The sequence below is a fragment of the Novosphingobium anseongense genome (assembly GCF_037482895.1).
GTDB lineage: Bacteria > Pseudomonadota > Alphaproteobacteria > Sphingomonadales > Sphingomonadaceae > Novosphingobium > Novosphingobium anseongense.
In genome coordinates, this window is sequence record NZ_JBBHJZ010000002.1 from 578,417 (window position 1) to 596,325 (window position 17,909).

General features: G+C 67.8%; 17 protein-coding genes. 11 read left to right on the forward strand and 6 right to left on the reverse strand.

Going from position 1 to position 17,909, the window contains the following annotated elements:
• Positions 1–55 precede the first annotated feature (55 nt).
• The 5 genes from WG901_RS11535 to WG901_RS11555 are packed head-to-tail and all read right to left on the reverse strand — an operon-like array spanning position 56 to position 3,970.
• Entirely contained in the window at positions 56–235 is a 180-nt protein-coding gene (locus WG901_RS11535; RefSeq protein WP_339587212.1) for a YezD family protein, read from the reverse strand.
• Positions 232–1,209 (reverse strand): sulfate/molybdate ABC transporter ATP-binding protein, encoded by a 978-nt coding sequence (locus tag WG901_RS11540; protein ID WP_339587213.1) that lies wholly within the window; start codon positions 1,207–1,209, stop codon positions 232–234. Before WG901_RS11540 ends, WG901_RS11535 begins: the two co-directional genes overlap by 4 nt.
• Positions 1,206–2,048 (reverse strand): sulfate ABC transporter permease subunit CysW, encoded by an 843-nt coding sequence (cysW, locus tag WG901_RS11545; RefSeq protein WP_339587214.1) that lies wholly within the window; start codon positions 2,046–2,048, stop codon positions 1,206–1,208. Before cysW ends, WG901_RS11540 begins: the two co-directional genes overlap by 4 nt.
• Entirely contained in the window at positions 2,048–2,908 is an 861-nt protein-coding gene (gene cysT / locus WG901_RS11550; RefSeq protein WP_339587215.1) for a sulfate ABC transporter permease subunit CysT, read from the reverse strand. The genes cysW and cysT overlap by 1 nt, the downstream gene beginning before the upstream one ends.
• A gap of 42 nt (positions 2,909–2,950) precedes the next feature.
• Positions 2,951–3,970, reverse strand: a complete 1,020-nt coding sequence (locus tag WG901_RS11555) for a sulfate ABC transporter substrate-binding protein (RefSeq protein WP_339587216.1) — start codon at positions 3,968–3,970, stop codon at positions 2,951–2,953.
• 398 nt (positions 3,971–4,368) lie between these two features.
• Here WG901_RS11555 and WG901_RS11560 point away from each other — a divergent pair, with 398 nt between their 5' ends.
• From WG901_RS11560 to WG901_RS11600, 9 genes are all read left to right on the forward strand, one after another.
• Positions 4,369–4,941 carry a lytic transglycosylase domain-containing protein gene (locus WG901_RS11560; RefSeq protein WP_339587217.1) on the forward strand — a complete coding sequence of 191 codons (573 nt, stop codon included), beginning with the start codon at positions 4,369–4,371 and terminating at the stop codon, positions 4,939–4,941.
• Between the two features lie 130 nt (positions 4,942–5,071).
• Positions 5,072–5,368 (forward strand): TrbC/VirB2 family protein, encoded by a 297-nt coding sequence (locus WG901_RS11565; RefSeq protein ID WP_417602782.1) that lies wholly within the window; start codon positions 5,072–5,074, stop codon positions 5,366–5,368.
• A 6-nt stretch (positions 5,369–5,374) separates the two neighbouring features.
• Positions 5,375–5,656: a VirB3 family type IV secretion system protein gene (locus WG901_RS11570; RefSeq protein ID WP_339587219.1), complete on the forward strand. Its 282-nt coding sequence runs from the start codon at positions 5,375–5,377 to the stop codon at positions 5,654–5,656.
• Positions 5,657–5,666: 10 nt separating this feature from the next.
• Positions 5,667–8,078 (forward strand): VirB4 family type IV secretion/conjugal transfer ATPase, encoded by a 2,412-nt coding sequence (locus WG901_RS11575; protein ID WP_339587220.1) that lies wholly within the window; start codon positions 5,667–5,669, stop codon positions 8,076–8,078.
• On the forward strand, positions 8,078–9,328 hold the full coding sequence (locus WG901_RS11580; RefSeq protein WP_339587221.1) for a TrbL/VirB6 family protein: 1,251 nt from the start codon (positions 8,078–8,080) through the stop codon (positions 9,326–9,328). The genes WG901_RS11575 and WG901_RS11580 overlap by 1 nt, the downstream gene beginning before the upstream one ends.
• Positions 9,325–10,110, forward strand: coding sequence for a TrbG/VirB9 family P-type conjugative transfer protein (locus tag WG901_RS11585; RefSeq protein ID WP_339587222.1), 786 nt, complete (start codon positions 9,325–9,327; stop codon positions 10,108–10,110). The genes WG901_RS11580 and WG901_RS11585 overlap by 4 nt, the downstream gene beginning before the upstream one ends.
• Positions 10,107–11,207, forward strand: coding sequence for a TrbI/VirB10 family protein (locus WG901_RS11590; RefSeq protein ID WP_339587223.1), 1,101 nt, complete (start codon positions 10,107–10,109; stop codon positions 11,205–11,207). Before WG901_RS11585 ends, WG901_RS11590 begins: the two co-directional genes overlap by 4 nt.
• 142 nt (positions 11,208–11,349) lie before the next feature.
• Positions 11,350–12,705, forward strand: a complete 1,356-nt coding sequence (gene gdhA / locus WG901_RS11595; RefSeq protein ID WP_339587224.1) for an NADP-specific glutamate dehydrogenase — start codon at positions 11,350–11,352, stop codon at positions 12,703–12,705.
• Positions 12,706–12,722: 17 nt separating this feature from the next.
• Positions 12,723–13,322: a Pycsar system effector family protein gene (locus WG901_RS11600; RefSeq protein WP_339587225.1), complete on the forward strand. Its 600-nt coding sequence runs from the start codon at positions 12,723–12,725 to the stop codon at positions 13,320–13,322.
• 55 nt (positions 13,323–13,377) lie between these two features.
• Here WG901_RS11600 and WG901_RS11605 read toward each other — a convergent pair whose 3' ends face one another.
• Positions 13,378–14,328, reverse strand: coding sequence for a tetratricopeptide repeat protein (locus WG901_RS11605; RefSeq protein ID WP_339587226.1), 951 nt, complete (start codon positions 14,326–14,328; stop codon positions 13,378–13,380).
• Between the two features lie 130 nt (positions 14,329–14,458).
• On the opposite strand from WG901_RS11605, the gene WG901_RS11610 reads away from it, so the two are divergent.
• A complete protein-coding gene (locus WG901_RS11610) occupies positions 14,459–16,957 on the forward strand; it encodes a cyclic nucleotide-binding domain-containing protein (RefSeq protein WP_339587227.1) in 2,499 nt (832 codons plus the stop codon).
• The gene (locus WG901_RS11615; protein WP_339587228.1) at positions 16,957–17,880 is read left to right on the forward strand and encodes a hypothetical protein; all 924 of its coding nucleotides are present in this window, start codon (positions 16,957–16,959) and stop codon (positions 17,878–17,880) included. Before WG901_RS11610 ends, WG901_RS11615 begins: the two co-directional genes overlap by 1 nt.
• Positions 17,881–17,909 lie beyond the last annotated feature (29 nt).

Genomic DNA, 17,909 nt, shown 5'->3' on the forward strand with positions numbered 1-17,909 from the left:
GTCAGCGAATTATTGGTTGTGGTTGAAGTGTCGGGTTGCCCCCGGTCGCGAGCGATCAGTTCGGCTTGAGCCGCTTCTTCTCGGTCACGTCGATCTGGACGACGCGGCCCTCGTGCACGGTCAACGAGACGTTGCCGTACTTGAGGCCGGTCAGCGCCTCGCGGACGCTGGTGATGCTTTCCTCGAGGATGCGCGCCGCTTCGGGCGAGATCGGGGAGGTTTCTTGGTTGGTCATGGCTGGGCTCCAGTGGGGGTGAAGGTCTGCGAACGGAGAGGGCGGATGCGGATCGTGCTGCCGAGCGCGGGGGCGGCGTGTTCGGCGTCGAGGTCGATCTCGACGATACCGTTGCCCCCAGAGGCGTTCGCGAGCTGGCCCTCGATCCGCCACGCGCCGCCCTTGCGGAACACGTTGTCGACGACGACGGCGTGGCCGCCTTCGGCCACGATCTCGATGTCGTGCGGGCGCACGTGGATGCCGCCGGGCAAGGTGTTGGTCTCGCCGACGAAGTTCACCACGAAGGGCGTCGCCGGCTCGGTGTAGACCTGCTCGGGCGTGCCGATCTGCTCGATCTTGCCGTGGTCCATGACGACGACGCGATCGGCGAGCTCGAGCGCCTCTTCCTGGTCGTGGGTCACGAAGATTGAGGTCAGGCCCATCTGCTGGTGCAGCTCGCGCAGCCAGCGGCGCAGGTCCTTGCGGACCTTGGCGTCGAGCGCGCCGAACGGCTCGTCGAGCAGCAGCACCCGGGGCTCGATCGCCAGGGCGCGGGCCAGGGCGACGCGCTGGCGCTGGCCGCCCGAAAGCTGGCTCGGCAGGCGATCGCCGAGACCGTCGAGCTGGACGAGACTCAGCAATTCGGCGGACCGCGCCTTGATCGCGGCCTTGCTCGGCCGGTCGCGGCGCTTCTTGACGCTGAGCCCGAAAGCGACGTTCTCGGCCACGGTCATGTGGCGGAACAGCGCATAGTTCTGGAACACGAAGCCCACGCCGCGGTCGCCCACGCCGGTACGCGAGACGTCCTCGCGGTCGAACAGGACCTCGCCCGTGTCCTGGAATTCCAGGCCGGCGATGATGCGCAGCAGGGTCGTCTTGCCTGAGCCCGAGGGGCCGAGCAGCGCGATGAATTCGCCAGGCTCGATCTTGAGATCGATGCCGTGGAGCGCGGGGAAGTCGCCGAAGCGCTTCGTCACCTGGTTGACGGTGATCAATGCCCGATCCCTTCATGGCGGAGGTCGAAACGCCATTCGAGCAGGCTCTTGGCGACCAGCGTCACCAGCGCGAGGAGCGCCAGCAGCGAGGCGACGGCAAAGGCACCGACAAAGTCGTATTCGTTGTAGAGGATCTCGACGTGCAGCGGCATCGTGTTGGTCAGGCCGCGGATGTGGCCCGAGACCACCGAGACTGCGCCGAACTCGCCCATCGCGCGCGCGTTGCACAGCAGCACGCCGTAAAGCAGGCCCCAGCGGACGTTGGGCAGGGTGACGTGCCAGAAGGTCTGCCAGCCGTTGGCGCCGAGCGAGATCGCGGCCTCTTCGTCGGCCTTGCCCTGCTCCATCATCAGCGGGATCAGCTCGCGCGCGACGAAGGGGAAGGTGATGAAAACCGTTGCCAGGACGATGCCGGGGACCGCGAACACGATCTTGAGGTCGTGGGCCTGGAGCCAGGGACCGAGATAGCCGTGCGCGCCGAACAGCAACACGAAGATCAGCCCCGAGACCACCGGCGAGACCGAGAAGGGCAGGTCGATCAGCGTGATCAGCAGGCTCTTGCCGGGGAACGAGAACTTGGTGATGGCCCAGGCCGCGGCGAGGCCGAAGACCATGTTGAGCGGCACCGCGATCGCGGCGATGATCAGGGTCAGCCGGATCGCGGCGATCGCGTCGGGATCCTTGATCGCGTCGAGGAACATGCCGAGGCCCTGCTCGAGCGCCTCGAAGAACACCGCGATCAGCGGCAGCGCGAGGAAGAAGGTCAGGAAGCCGAGCGCGAGCGCGATCAGCACGCCCTGGGTCAGCCGGTCCTCGGTGGTCGAGCGCAGGCGGGCCATCAGATCGCCCTCCCGCGCGCGCGCGCCTGGATCAGGTTGATCAGCAGCAGGATCGCGAAGCTCGCCAGCATCATCACCGTCGCGATCGCGGTGGCGCCGGCATAGTTGTACTGCTCGAGCTGGGTGACGATCAGCAGCGGCGCGATCTCGGTCTTGCCGGGCATGTTGCCCGAAATGAAGATCACCGAGCCGTATTCGCCGACGCCGCGCGCGAAGGCCAGCGCGAAGCCGGTCAGCAGCGCCGGGCCGATCGCGGGCAGGATCACGCGGTTGAAGGTCTGCAGGCGATTGGCGCCGAGCGTCGCCGCGGCTTCCTCGACGTCCTTGCCGAGATCGGCGAGCACCGGCTCGACCGAACGGACGACGAAGGGCAGGCCGATGAAGACCAGCGCGACGGTGATGCCGAGTGCGGTGAAGGCGACCTTGATGCCCAGCGGGTCGAGGAACTGGCCGACCCAGCCGGTCGGCGCATATAGCGCGGTCAGGGCAATGCCTGCGACCGCGGTCGGCAGCGCGAAGGGCAGATCGACGAGCGCCGACACCACCTTCTTGCCGGCAAAGTCGTAGCGCACCAGCACCCAGGCGACGAGCAGGCCGAACACCGCGTTGATCAGCCCGGCGGCTGCGGCGGTGCCGAAGCTCAGCCGATAGGCGGCGAGCGCCCGGTCCGAGAAGCCGACCGCGACGAAGTCGGTCCAGCCGAGGCCGGCCGACTTGAAGAAGATCGTCGCGAGCGGGATCAGCACGATCAGGGTGAGCCAGGCGAGAGTGAACCCGAAGGTCAGTCCGAAGCCGGGCAGCACCGAGGGCTGGCGCCAGGTCCGGGCGCGCGCAAGGCTGCGAGGGTGGGAGATCGACATCTGCAGTGGCCTGCTCGATTGCGGGGCGGAAAGGGCTGCGGCTTACTTCTTGACCGAGATGCGGTCGAAAACGCCGCCATCGTCGAAGTAGGTCTTCTGCGCGTGGGTCCAGCCACCGAAGTCCTTGTCGATCGTGACGAGGTTGATCTCGGGGAACTGCGCCTTGAACTGGGCCGCGACCTCGGCGTTGCGCGGGCGGTAGAAGTTGCGCGCGATCGCGGTCTGCGCCTCGGGCGTGTAGAGGTATTCGAGGTAGGCCTTGGCCACCGCCTCGGTGCCGTGCTTCTTCGTGTTCTCGGTGACGACCGCGACCGAGGGCTCGGCCAGCACCGAGATCGACGGGACGACGATGTCGAACTTGCCCGCGCCGAGTTCCTTCTCGGCGAGGAAGGCTTCGTTTTCCCAGGCCAGCAGCACGTCGCCGATGCCGCGCTCGACGAAGGTCGTGGTCGATCCGCGCGCACCGCTGTCGAGCACGGGAACATTGCCGTAGACGCGCTTGACGAAGTCCTCGGCCGCGGCCTCGGAACCGCCGGCCTTGCGGCCATAGGCCCAGGCGGCGAGGAAGTTCCAGCGCGCGCCGCCGCTCGTCTTGGGGTTCGGCGTGATCACCTGCACGCCCGGCTTGATCAGGTCGCCCCAATCCTTGATCGCCTTGGGATTGCCCTTGCGGACGAGGAACACGATCGTCGAGGTATAGGGCGCCGAATTGTCGGGCAGCGCCTTCTGCCAGTCGGCCGGCAGCAGCTTGGCCTTCTGCGCGATCACGTCGACGTCATAGGCGAGGCCCAGCGTCGCGACGTCGGCCTCGAGCCCGTCGATGATAGCGCGGCTCTGCTTGCCCGAACCGCCGTGGCTCATCTTGAAGGTGACGTCCTGGCCGGTCTTCTGCTTCCAGTAGGCGGCGAAGGCGGGGTTCACCGCCTGGTAGAGTTCGCGCGTCGGATCGTAGGAGACGTTGGTCAGCTCGACCGCATTGCCATCCTGCTTGGCACCGCCCGAGCAGGCGGTCAGCGCAGCGGTGAAAGCCAGGGCTGCGGTCAGGAACAGGCGGCGTTGCATTTCGTGGTCTCCCTCGTGGGTTGGACGCGCTTAAACTCAATTAATCAGGTAGACATTCAATTTGATCTGTTGCGCCTTAAAGCGCGGCTTTCATCGCGGCCGCTCCAGCTGAACTGTCTGCAGGGTTGCGGAGGCCATCGAACGAATCGAAGGCCTGCGACTGACCGGATCAACTAACTCAACTCTTGAAGTAGACAATGGCGCGTCGACGAGTCGATGTCAAATCTCGATGAAATGAGTAGACATTCCATCGCCTCTGCGATCGGCCGCCGATCAGGCGCCATTCAGCCGCACTGGCGAAATTGGCTGCCTTGCTTTATCGCGGCGCGGGGCCGTGGAGACCGAATCGGGTGCATCGCCGTATTTTCCTTTCTTTCGCCGGGGCTGCGGTCGCGGCCATGCTGCCATCCGTCGCCTCGGCAGACGTGATGGAGATCGGCGTCGGCGGCCATAGCTGGGTCGCGGGTGGCCCTCGCGCAGCCGTCGTCGAGATCGCTGCGCCGTCGGTTGGCGACGTCGCCGAGCGCGCGCCCGACGGCGAACCCTATCCGCTCTCGTTCACGCAGATCGGCGATACCGCAGGACCTGCGCAGTGGCAGCCGCGCGTCGCGGAACTCGCCGCCAAGTATGATCTCAGCCCGTCGCTGCTCGAAGCCGTGGTCTGGCAGGAGAGTCGTTGGAACACCGGCGCGGTTTCACCGGTCGGCGCGCGCGGGCTGACCCAGCTCATGCCGGGCACCGCACGGCAGATGGGGGTAAACCCGCACGATCCCAGCGCCAATCTCGAAGGCGGCGCGCGCTATCTGCGGCTGCAGCTCGATGCCTTCGAAGGCGATCTCGAAAAGGCGCTGGCCGCCTACAATGCCGGCCCCGCGCGCGTGGTTCGCGCTGGCGGCATTCCGGCGATCCGCGAGACGCAGCTCTACGTTTCCTCGATCATGGCACGGCTATCCGCGCCGGTGCGCAGATAGGCGCGCGATGCCGGCCGACCCGCCGCTTGCCGTCGTTCCGGGTTGCCGCAATCGTCACAGTGCTGTCATGTTACTAGCGCAACGGAGCCGCCAGGAGGGCCCTTTGAGTCATCGATTCTCTTGCCGCGCGTTGCTTTCGCTCGTTCCGTTCCTGTCGATTGCCGCGCTGCCGGCGCCGGCCTGGGCACAAGTGCGTGCTGCCGATCCTGCGGGATCGGGCCCGATCGTCGCGGCGCTCGGCTGGCTCCAGGGGACTCTGCTCGGCAACGTCGCCACGGCCGTCGCGGTCATGGCCGTTGCCGCGGTCGGTTTCATGATGCTGACGGGCCGGATGAACTGGCGCTTCGGTGCGACCGTGATCATCGGCTGCTTCATCCTGTTCGGCGCCGGTGCGATCGTCACCGGCATCCAGTCGGCGGCGGGCTGACCCTTCGTGGAACTCATCCGCCACCCCGTCCATCGCGCGCTCACGCGGCCGCAGATGTTCGCGGGCGTGACCTATTCGTTCTTCGTCATCAACATGGCGGTCACGACCGAGCTGTTCCTGATGACCAAGAGTTTCTGGGCCCTGCCAGCCGCCGCCCTGATCCATGGCGTCGGCTACCTGGCCTGTCTGCGCGAGCCGCGGGTGTTCGACCTGTGGATCACCAAAGTTTCGCGCTGCCCGCGCGTGCCGAACTTCCGGCACTGGGGCTGCAACTCCTATTCGGCGTGAGGATCTAGCGATGGCGAAACCCAAGCTTTCCCTGCCCTGGGCCACCAAGGAAGCCAAGGCCGGCGATCGGCTGCCCTACCGCGCGCTGGTCGACGAGAACGTCGTGCTGCTGCGCGACGGTTCGGTCATGTGCTCGCTGCTGGTTCCCGGCATCTCGTTCGAGACCGCCGATGCCGACGAGCTGAACGCGCACACCGCGGTGCGCGAGGTTCTGCTCCGCGCCAGCCTCGACGCGCGCTTCGTGCTCTATCACCACGTCGTCCGCCGCCGCGTCCACGTCGAGCTCGCCGGCGGGTTCGAGGATCCGCTGGCCGCGCATATCGACGCGCGCTGGCGCGAGAAGCTCGGCTCGGGCGCGCTCTTCGTCAACGACCAGTTCGTCACGCTCGTCCGCCGCCCCGCGCGCGGCAAGGCCGGCTGGCCCGAGCGCATCGGCCGTCTGTTCAAGAACCGTGGCCAGGAAGCGATCGAGGCCGAACCCGGCGACGTTCGCACCTTGCGCTCGGCGGCCTCGGCGATGCTCGCCGCGCTCGGCGCCTATGGTGCGCGCATGCTCGGCGACTATGAAAGTGGTGTCGGCACCTGTTCCGAAGTGCTTGAACTGCTTTCGGCGCTCTACAACGGCGAGATGCGCCCCGTGCGCCGGCCCGAGGATCACGTGGACGTCGGCCAGATGCTGCCCTATCGCCGGCTCTCCTTCGGCCTCGACGCGCTCGAGCTCAAGGGCGCGCAGGGCACGAGCTTCGGCGCGCTGGTCAGCCTCAAGGACTATCCCGATTCGACCGGCCCGGGCCTGACCGACGCGCTGCTGCGCCTGCCGCAGGAACTGACCCTGACCGAAAGCTACGCGCCTTCGGACCGCCAGGTCTCGCGCGAGCGCATCGACCTCGCGATCCGCAGGCTCAAGTCGGCCGACGAGGAAGCCCTGGCCGAACGCCGCGAGATGACCGCGGCGCGCGATGCGCTCGGCACCGGCTCTGCGGCCTTCGGCGATCATCACCTTTCGGTCCTGGTCCGCTCGGATCGGCTCGACAGCCTCGACGATGCCGTCGCGCTCTGCGCCGCGGCGCTCGCCGATGCCGGCGCGGTCGCGGTGCGCGAGGATACCAATCTCGAGCCCGGCTTCTGGGGCCAGTTGCCCGGCAACGAGCAGTACCTCGTGCGCCGTTCGCTGATCTCCTCGGCCAACATGGCCTGCTTCGCCTCGCTCCACGGCTTCGCCATGGGCCAGGCCAGCGGCAACCATTGGGGCGAAGCGGTGACCCTGCTCACCACGACCAGCGCGACGCCGTTCTTCTTCAACTTCCACGCCGGCGATCTCGGCAACTTCACCGTCATCGGCCCCTCGGGCTCGGGCAAGACCGTGGTGATGAACTTCCTCGCCGCCCAGGCGCAGAAGTACAATCCGCGCACGGTGCTGTTCGACAAGGACCGCGGCGCCGAAGTCTTCGTCCGCACGATCGGCGGCACCTACAGTCGCGTTGCTGCGGGCCATCCGACCGGGTTCAACCCGCTCGCCCTGCCCGACAGCGCCGCCAACCGCGCCTTCCTGCGCGACTGGCTCGGCGTGCTGCTCGAAGCGAGCGGGCCCGAGGAACTGGCGACGATCTCGGCGGCGGTCGACGCCGCCTATCACAACGACGCGCGCCTGCGCCGCCTCACGCATTTCCGCGAACTGCTCGCCGGTTCGCGCCGGCCCGAACCCGGCGATCTCGCCAGCCGCCTCGACGCCTGGCTGGGGAACGGTGAGCACGGCTGGCTGTTCGACAACGAGCACGACCGGCTCGATCTTTCTGCGAAGACCCTGGGCTTCGACATGACCGCGCTGCTCGAGACGCCGCGCCTGCGCACGCCGGTCATGATGTACCTGTTCCACCGCATCGAGGAGCGCCTCGACGGCGAGCCGACGATGATCCTGATCGACGAGGGCTGGAAGGCGCTCGACGATCCGGTCTTCGCCGCGCGCATCCGCGACTGGCTCAAGACCTTGCGCAAGCGCAACGCGCTGGTCGGCCTCGCCACGCAGTCGGCGCGCGACGCGCTCGAAAGCCGGATTTCGGCGGCGCTGGTCGAGCAGACCGCGACGATGATCTTCATGCCCAACGCGCGCGCCAGGGCCGAGGACTATTGCGAGGGCTTCGGCCTGACGCAGCACGAGCTCGAACTGATCCGCACCCTGCCGGCGCAGAGCCGCTGCTTCCTGATCCGCCAGCCCGACGCTTCGGTCGTCGTGCGGCTCGATCTTTCAGGCATGCCCGAAGTCCTGACCGTGCTGTCGGGCCGCGAGAGCATCGTGCGCCGGCTCGACACCCTGCGCGAGACCTATGGCGACGCGCCTGCAGCCTGGTATCCGGCGCTGACCGGCCAGGTCTGGCCCGACGACGTGGATAGCGACCCTCTCTGGACCGAGGCGGCCGAATAATGGCCAGCGCCTGCGAAGTCCTGGCAGCCGAAGCCTCTGGCGGTGTCGCTTCGGCGCTGCGCGCGGTCGACTGCCTTGCGGGCGAAACCGTCGCTTCGGCCTTCGCCCGGCTGTTCGGCGGCGGGGCTGGCGGCGGCGGTGCGCTGCTGCCGGCGCTGACGATCGGGCTCACGCTCTACATCGCCTTCTTCGCGATCGGGCTCCTCACGGGCCGCAGCCGCATCGGCGTCTCGGCGCTGACCCCACGGATGCTGACCCTGGGTCTGGTGCTGACCTTCGCGACGAGCTGGGTCGCCTACAGCCAGGTCGTCTGGAACCTGACCACCGGCGCGCCCGACGAGATCGCCTCGGTGCTGACCGGCTCGCAGGGCTCGGCGACGCAGATTTTCGGCGACCGCGTCGACCTCGTCTTCAACGCCATCGCCGAGGCGGCCGAGGCCGGCAAGCAGCAGGGCGCACCGCCCGCCGCGGCCGCCCAGCAGGGCGCCCAGGCGGCGAGCGCCGCGGTCTCGGGCAATTTCACCCCGGCCAACGTCATGTGGCTCGGCGGGCTGCTGCTGCTGCTCGGCACGGTCGGCGTGCTCGTCACCGCGCGGATCGCGCTGGCGGTGCTGCTCGCGGTCGGGCCGGTCTTCGTCATCTTTGCGCTGTTCAACGGCACGCGCGGGCTCTTCGTCGGCTGGCTGCGCGGGCTGACCCTGACCGCGGTGACCCCGCTGTTCGTCGTCGTCGGCGGCGGCGTGGTCATGGAACTGCTCGTGCCGGTCGTGGCTTCGCTCCACGGCGTCGAGGGCGTCAACGGCCGCTCGGCCCTGGCGCTGTTCGTCATCGCCTGCGTCCACGTCGCGCTCATGTCGATGATCCTGAAAGTGGCGGGGACGATGGTCTCCGCCTGGCAGGTCTTTGGCTTGGCGAGCAATGACCGCGAATCTCGCGACAGCGCGCCGTCGGTGGCGCCGCTGATGCCCGCCGCCGCGATCGCGCCGATGATGCCGGCGAGCGGCGCAGCCGCGCTCGGCGGCCGGGCCGCGGCGATGGTCGGACCCGCGAGCGTGGAGGTCGTATCGCAAGGCGGCGGCGCGACGGGCGGCGGCGCGAGTTCGAGCCGCACCCACATCACCCAGGTTTCGGGCGGTTCGACAGCCAGCCTGCCGCCGCTGCCGCGCAGTCGCGCGCGCGGGATCGGCAGCCGCTTCGCCGCGCCCCAGTCAACGGGCGGCACCGGCCGCGCCGGAGGAATGCAACGATGAATAGCCGCCTTTTCGCCCTCGCGCTGCTCGCCATGTCGGCGCCGCACGTGGCCCACGCCGCCGATGCAAGGCTGACGCAACGGCTCTACAACGCCAACGAGGTCGTTCGCATCGATGGCAAGATGGGAGTCCAGGCGACCGTCGCCTTCGCCGACGACGAGCACATCGAGAACGTCGCCGTGGGCGATGCCGAATCCTGGCAGATCACCCCGAACAAGCGCGCCAATTTGCTCTTCGTGAAACCGCTGGCGGCGACCGCGCGCACCAACATGACCGTGGTGACCGACCGCCACACCTATTACTTCGACCTGATCGCCAATCCGCGCGTGACGGCGCCGCTCTATGCGCTCAAGTTCACCTATCCGGCCGAGCCCAAGTCCGCTGCGACCCCGGGCGCGCCGGCGGTGGCGCTGACCGACGACGAGCGCGAGGCGCTCGACGCCGAGCCCATCGATCCCGCCCGGCTCAACTTTGCCTGGGCCTCCAAGGGTCCGGCGCGGCTGATCCCGCAGCGGCTCTACGACGACGGCGAATCGACCTATGCGGTCTGGCCCAAGGACGTGCCGATCCCGGCTATCCTGGTGACCAACGACAAGGGCGACGAAGGCCCGGTGAACTTCGCCGTGCGCGGCGACACGATCGTGATCGACGGGGTGCCCGCGCAGCTGGTCCTGCGCGTCGGGCGTGACCGCGCCCAGCTCGACTACAAGGGGCCGGGGCCCAAACCCCGCCCGCAGGCCCAGACCGCCAGCAATGCCAGCGTCCAAGGGGGACAGCCATGAACCGCCAGCTCGGTACCCGCCGCCAGCCCGAAGACTTCGAGGATCCGCGCGATCAGCAGGGCGCCGAGGTCATCGATCTCGCCACGCGTTCGGTGCTGCCGCAGGTCGCGGCCACCAAGCGCGGTTCGGACGGACTGGGCCTCGCCGCGGGCGTGGCCGTGGTCGCCCTGCTCGGCGGCGTGACCTTGTGGTCGATGAACGCCGCGCGCGACGGGCAGAGGCCTGCTCAGCCGCAACAGGCTGCGGTGCCCGCGCCGGTGCCGGTCGCGCCCGTGGTTCCGCCGCAGGCGATCACGCCCGCGCCGAATCCCGCGGCGCTGCCCGCGCCCGCCCCGGCCCCGGTGCTCGCCGCGCCGCCGCAGACCGCAGCGGGCCTGGCCCCGCGCACCAATCCGGCCGGCTCGCCCGCCGTGGTGTTCGACGCTTCGGCGCTGCCCGCACCGCTGGGCGGCGTCGCCGTTCCGGGCGCGCCCGCCGGCTCGGGTAACAGCAACGACGATTTCGCCTCGCGCCTCGGCGTCGGCGGCGGCTCGGGCATGGCCACGGCCACCAAGATGATCGACCCGAAGTCGACCGTTACCCAGGGCACCCTGATCCCGGCGATCCTCGAAACCGCGATCGACACCGACGTGCCTGGCTACGTCCGCGCGATCGTCTCGGCCGACGTGCGCTCGTTCGACGGCAGCCGCGTCCTCGTGCCGCGGTCGTCGCGGCTGATCGGCCAGTACAAGTCGGGGCTCCAGGCCGGGCAGAAGCGCGCCTACGTCATCTGGACGCGGGTGATCCGGCCCGACGGCGTCTCGGTCAACATCGCTTCGCCGGCCGTCGCCTTCTCGGGCGAGACGGGCCTCGCCGGCAAGGTGAACTCGCACTTCTTCGAGCGCTTCGGCTCGGCCATGCTGCTCTCGGTGATCGGCGGTCTCTCGGCGATCGGCGGCAATGCCGGCGTGATCATCGCCGGTGGCGGCCAGTCGGCGGCGGCCGCCGCAGTTGGCCAGTCGGGTCAGATCGGCCCGACGATTCGCGTGCGCCAGGGCGAGCCGATCCGCGTCTTCACCGCCAAGGACCTCGATTTCTCGAAGGTGAAGACGGACTGAGGCGCGATCCCTGGCTGACGGGCTGGTGGCATAAATCACAATAGAAGGCGTCGCATTCCGCCTATACACTCGGCCCCGGCGGCGCCATCCGACTCGGAAACCGAGTGTCGGGAATGGCTTGGCACTCAAGGGGGAAGACTACATGGCGGTATCGGATCACGTCGATTTCAACGGCTTCATGGAGGGCGTCAAGCGGCGCAATCCCTATCAGCCCGAGTTCGTTCAGGCTGTCCAGGAAGTGGCCGAAGACATCTTTCCGTTCCTCGACAGCAACGAAGAATACCATTCGCAGCAGATCCTGCGCCGCATCGCCGAGCCGGACCGTGTGGTCTCGTTCCGCGTCTGCTGGGAAGACGACAACGGCAACGTCCGCGTCCAGCGCGGCTGGCGCGTGCAGAACAACAATGCGATCGGCCCCTACAAGGGCGGCCTACGCTTCCACCCCTCGGTCACCGAATCGGTGCTCAAGTTCCTGGCTTTCGAGCAGACCTTCAAGAACGCGCTGACCGGCCTGCCGATGGGCGGCGGCAAGGGCGGCTCGAACTTCAATCCCAAGGGCAAGAGCGTGCGCGAGATCCAGCGCTTCTGCCAGAGCTTCATGACCGAGCTCTATCGCCACATCGGCGCCGACGTCGACGTGCCCGCAGGCGACATCGGCGTGGGCGGCCGCGAGATCGGCTTCATGTTCGGCCAGTACAAGCGCATCACCGGCCAGTTCACCGGCGTGCTGACGGGCAAGGGCCTTGAATACGGCGGCTCGCTGATCCGTCCCGAGGCGACCGGCTATGGCGCGGTCTATTTCCTCGCCAACATGCTCGCGACCAAGGATCAGGATCTCGTCGGCAAGACCGCGGTGATCTCGGGCTCGGGCAATGTCGCGACGCACGCGGCCGAGAAGATCGTCCAGCTTGGCGGCAAGGTCCTGACCCTGTCCGATTCGGGCGGCTTCATCCACGATCCCGACGGCCTGACCCAAGAGAAGATCGACTGGGTGAAGACGCACAAGACGCACCGCCGCGGCCGCATCGAGGAATATGTCGAGGCGTTCCCCGGCGCCAGCTTCACCGCCGGCAAGACCCCCTGGGGCGTGCCCTGCGACGTCGCGCTGCCCTGCGCGACGCAGAACGAACTGCTTGGTGAAGATGCCAAGGCGCTGATCGCCAACGGCGTGAAGGCCGTGTCCGAAGGCGCCAACATGCCGACCGACCTCGACGGCGTGCACGCCTTCCGTGGCGCCAAGATCCTGTTCGCGCCGGGCAAGGCGGCCAATGCCGGCGGCGTCGCGGTCTCGGGCCTCGAGATGAGCCAGAATTCCGAACGCCGTTCCTGGAAGGAAGAGGAACTCCAGCAGATGCTCAAGGACATCATGGCCGGAATCCACAAGAGCTGCGAAACCTATGGTCGCCAGGGCGATGGCTACATCGACTACGTCAAGGGCGCGAACATCGGCGGCTTCAAGAAGGTCGCCGACGCCATGCTGGCCTTCGGCGTCGTCTGACCCGAAAGCGTTCAAGCGTGACCAGCGAAGACAAGCCGGCGGCGGTGGTTGCACCGCCGCCGCCGAGTGCAGCTCCCATCGGCCCCGCACGCAATGCCGACGGGTTCTCGATCCAGGCGATCCACCTCGTGCGTACGACCATGCAGGTCAACGTGACGATGAGCCAGATGGCCGACCAGAAGGCGTCGATCCTGATGGGCGCGACCTTCGTGGTCTTCACGATCGCGGTGGGTCAGGCGAGCCGCGGGGATTTCCCCTATGCGCTGATGGTGCTGGCGATCTCGGCCTTCCTGTCGGCGCTTTGCGCGATCGCCGCGGTGCTGCCGTCGTTCCGGCCGCCGCGCGTGCAGAGCTCCGAGCGCGACAACATCCTGTTCTTCGGTGTCTTCGCGCACCTCAGCGAGGACGAATATGCCGATCGTGTGCTCGCGGCGCTGCGTTCGGACGAGACGGTGTTTCGCACCATGCTGCGCGACATCCACCAGAACGGCGTGGTGCTCCAGCGCAAGAAGTACCGCTATCTCGGCTATGCCTACCGGATATTCCTCGCGGGGCTGACGCTGACGCTCGTGACCTTCCTCGTCGAGAGCGGCGGGGCCCTGGAGCGGTTGTTATAGGCCGCTGAGATCCTCCCCGTTCGTGGTTTCGCCAAAAACAGGGAGGATATCGGTCCTATTTCACCCCCAGCACGCCGGCCTGTTCGCGCAGCAGGTCCGCCTTGTCGGGGTTCGCCGCGATCGCGTCCTTGAGGGCCTGGCTGGCCTTGTCGGGCTGGTTCAAGGTCATCCGGCTGCGCATCAGCATCACCCAGCCTTCGGGATTCTTCGGCTGCGTCTTGAGCCGTCCTTCTAGCCGCGAGACCATGCCTTCGGCCATTTCGCGCTGTTCGCCCGGCGCCATCGCGGTGGCCGCCTGGAGGTCCTGCGCGGTCGGGCCGGGAATGCCCTGCGCGGCCATCGGCATCTGGGCCATCTGCGGCGGCGTGGTCGGCTTGGGCGCCTTGGCCTGGGCCGCGGCGATGCGCGGCGCGACGTCGATCTTGTTGATCTTGCCGATCTGTTCGATCGTGCGGACGAGGTTGTCGTGCCACACGGCATCGCTCGGCGTATCGGCGAGCAGGGCGAGCCAGTCGCCGAGTGCGCCTTCGTGATCGCCGGTGAGATCGCGCTTCACCGCGAGGAAGTAGCGCGAGCGCGGATCCTTGGGGTCGAGCTTGAGCGCGCGCTGGAACGCCTCGACCGCGGGTGCCGGCACGTCGCTGCCGCTCGCCATGGCCCGCGCTTCGCCGAGCGCCGACCAGATCACGGCGTTGTTCGGCTCGATCGCGCTGGCCTTCTCGTAGGCACCGGCGGCATCGGCATAGCGATCGGCGACGAAATAGGCCGTGGCGAGCTGGCGCCAGACGCTGACGTTGTCGGGCTCCGCCTTGCTGCGCTGCTCGAGCGCCTCGATCGACTGCGGTGCCAGCCCGGCGTCGGTTGCGGCGGCGGGGGACGCGGAATCGCCCGACTTGCGCATGACCGCCAGGCCTACCGCGAAGGCCGCGATCAGCGCCGCGGCGAAGAGCGCGATCTTGCCCCACGGCAACTTGCGGGCTTCCGCCCCGTTCACGGCTTGTGTCATCCCGCCCTTCCCGTCATAGTCGGCCGACCATTGCGGAGATCCGCTTTGCCGGCGATGTTTTCGCGATGTGCGGAAAATTGGCCGATAAAGCAATCGCCGACGACGGATGGGGACCCGGGGGGAAACGGGGTTGGAAACGCGTGTTCGCATTGCCGTAATCGGCTCGGGTCCGGCTGGGCTCAGCGCAGCTTCGCGCGCAGCGCAGCTGGGGCTGGCGCATGTCCTGATCGAGAAGACCGACCACCTCTCGGACACGATCTACAAGTACCAGAAGGGCAAGCACGTCATGGCGACGCCCTCGTCGCTGGTGCTGCGGTCGGATCTCGATTTCGAGGCGGGCAAGCGCGAAACCGTGCTCGGCACCTGGGACGACCAGACCGCCGGCAACAAGGTGAACGTGCTCTACAACGCCGAGATCAGCGCGATCACCGGCGAGAAGGGCAATTTCTCGCTCAAGACCAAGAGCGGGGACGTCGTCATCGCCGAGACGGTGATCCTGGCGATCGGCACCCAGGGCAATCCCAACCTCGTGCGCTGCCCGGTGGGCGAGGGCGCGGTCGTCCAGTACCAGCTCGACGACCCCGGCGAATACATCGACGAGCACATCACCGTGATCGGCGCAGGTGACGCAGGTATCGAGAACGCGATGGGCCTCGCCGCCGATCCGCAGCAGCGCAACAAGGTGACGATCGTCAACCGCTCGGCCGATTTCGCCACGGCCAAGGACGCCAACGTCAAGGCGCTGGTGGCGATGGAGGCCGAAGGCCGCATCACCGTGCTCCGCGAGACCACGGCCTCGAAGATCGACAAGGGCACGATCACCTTCGACACGCGCGACGGTGAACTCCAGGTTCCTTGCGACCGCGTCATCGCGCGTATGGGCTCGGCCCCGCCGCGCGCTTTCGTCGAAGGCGCCTGTGCCGAGTTCGAGGAGAAGGACGGGCGCAAGGTGATCAAGCCGGGCACCGGCATCGAATTCACCAGCGCCGACCGCGTCGCCTATCCGAAGCTCTCGCCGTCTTTCGAATCGACCGTGCCCGGAATCTACGTCATCGGCGCCCTGGCGGGCTATCCGCTGATCAAGCACTGCATGAACCAGGGCTACGACGTCGTCGAGTTCATCAACGGCAACAAGAGCCTCAAGCCGGCCGACGAACCGATCCTGGCAGACAAGTTCGCCAAGCTGCCCGGCAACAGGTCGGTCGACGAGTGGCTGACGACTTTCGGCAGCCAGATCGACATCTTCCAGGAGGTCTCGCCGCTCCAGCTGCGCGAGCTGATGCTCGACTCGACCGTCGCCAGCTTCACCGCGGGCGAGGCCGTGTTCGAGCGCAACGATCCGGGAACCTCGCTTTTCGCGATCGCCGAGGGCTCGGTGCTGGTCGAGATCGACAAGGACGATCCGAGCAAGACCGTGCCGATCGGCCAGGGATCGATCTTCGGCGAGGTCGGCCTGATCTCGGGCCGCCGCCGCGGCTCCACCATTCGCGCGGCCGAGCCGACCGTGGTGGTCGAGCTCGCGCGCAACGCCGCGCTCAAGCTGATCTCGACCGTGCCGCCCGCGGGCCGCGCGATCACGCGCACCTCGATCGAGCGCCAGCTGCTGCAGATCTTCGGTTCGGGGCTGACCAGCGCCGACGTCGCCGAAGTGGTCGAGGGCGCCGAGGTCAGGGACGTGCGCGCGGGCGACGTCGTGCTGAAGGAAGGCGAAACCGGCGACGACATCTACGTCATCCGTCGCGGCTCGATGATCGTCGAAAAGACCATCGCCGGGAAGCCCGTGTTTCTCTCCTACCTGCCCGCCGGTTCCTATGTCGGCGAGATGGCGCTGATCGACGGGCAGCCGCGCTCGGCCACGGTAAAGGCGGCGATCAAGTCCGAAGTCATCCGCCTGCCGGGCGAAGCCTTTAGCCGGCTGCTGAAGAAGAAGCCGCAACTGCTCGCCAAGGCCCAGGCCGAGATGGCCTCGCGCCGCGACGTCAACGCCTTCATCGAGGGGCGGCGCGACATCTTCTCCTCGGTGGTCGACATGTATTCGGAGACCGCGCAGTTCCTCGTCGACAACGGCATCGGCGAGGCGACCGACGTGCTGCTGATCGACGAGACGCTCTGCGTGGGCTGTGACAATTGCGAGAAGGCCTGCGCCGACAGTCACGAGGGTCTGTCGCGGCTCGATCGCGAGGCGGGCAAGACCTATGCTCACCTCCACGTGCCGACCTCATGCCGCCACTGCGAGCATCCGCACTGCATGGCCGACTGCCCGCCCAACGCGATCAAGCGCGGCCCCGACGGCGAGGTGTTCATCGACGACACCTGCATCGGTTGCGGCAATTGCCAGCGCAACTGTCCTTACGGTGTGATCCGTATGGATTCGGTGCCGCCACCCAAGCCGACGCTGCTCGAGTGGTTGTTCTTCGGCAAGGGTCCGGGGCCGGGCGAGCCGTCGAAATACTGGCGCAAGAAGAACGCCGTGCCGGGCGAGGAAAAGCCCAAGAAGGCGATCAAGTGCGACATGTGCTCGGGCATCGAAGGCGGCCCGGCCTGCGTGCGCGCCTGCCCGACCGGCGCCGCGATCCGCGTCGCGCCGGAGGCCTTCCTCACCGTCGCGCGGCTGGGGGACGAGAGCTGATGGCGACGCAGCCCGACACTGGCGCCCCCGGCGCACCGGCCGAAGTCCGCCCGCCTGCTGCGCAGAAAGGCCGCCAGACCGGCCGCCAGGCGGTCAGCGATCACGAGGGCTTCCTGCGCCACGCCAAGTTCCGCTGGCTCAAGATCGCCGTGGTGCTCTGCGTGCTGTCGCTGATCGGCTATTTCGGCGCCGACGTGAAACCGCGGCCCAACGGCGGCTCGTGGATGGGCTATACCCTGGGCACGATCGGCGCGGGCCTGATCGTCTGGCTGACCCTGCTCGGCTACCGCAAGCGGCACATGACGCGCGGTGCCTGGTCGCTCAAGGCCTGGACTTCGGCGCACGTCTACCTGGGCCTCTCGCTGATCATCGTCGCGACTTTGCACACGGGCTTCCAGTTCGGCTGGAACGTGCACACCCTGGCCTATGTGCTGATGATGCTGGTGATCCTCTCGGGGATCTTCGGGATCAGCGTCTATGCGACCCTGCCGCAGCAGCTCTCGTCGAACCGCGGCGAACTGACCCAGCGGCAGATGCTCGACGCGCTGCGCGCGATCGACCGCCAGCTGCATGAGGCAGCGCAGCCGCTCGACCGGCACTATGCCGACCTCGTGCTCGCCGCGCTCGAGCAGGATCCCTTCGCCGGCGGCCTGTTCGCGCGGCTGACCAGCCTCTATCCGGGCTGCGCGACGCGCGCGGCGATCAACGGCTTCAGCCGCGCCTCGCTCGTCGAGACGCGCGAACCGGCGATCCAGCGCATCGAATCGCTGCTGCAGCGGCGCCAGTCGCAGCTCGATCGCATGCGCCGGCACATGCGCATCCGCGGGATGCTCGAGGTCTGGCTCTACGTCCACGTGCCGATCACCTTCGCGCTGCTCGCAGCACTCACGGCGCACATCATCAGCGTCTTCTATTACTGGTAGGGGCGAAGCCAGAAGATGGACCGGGGGGC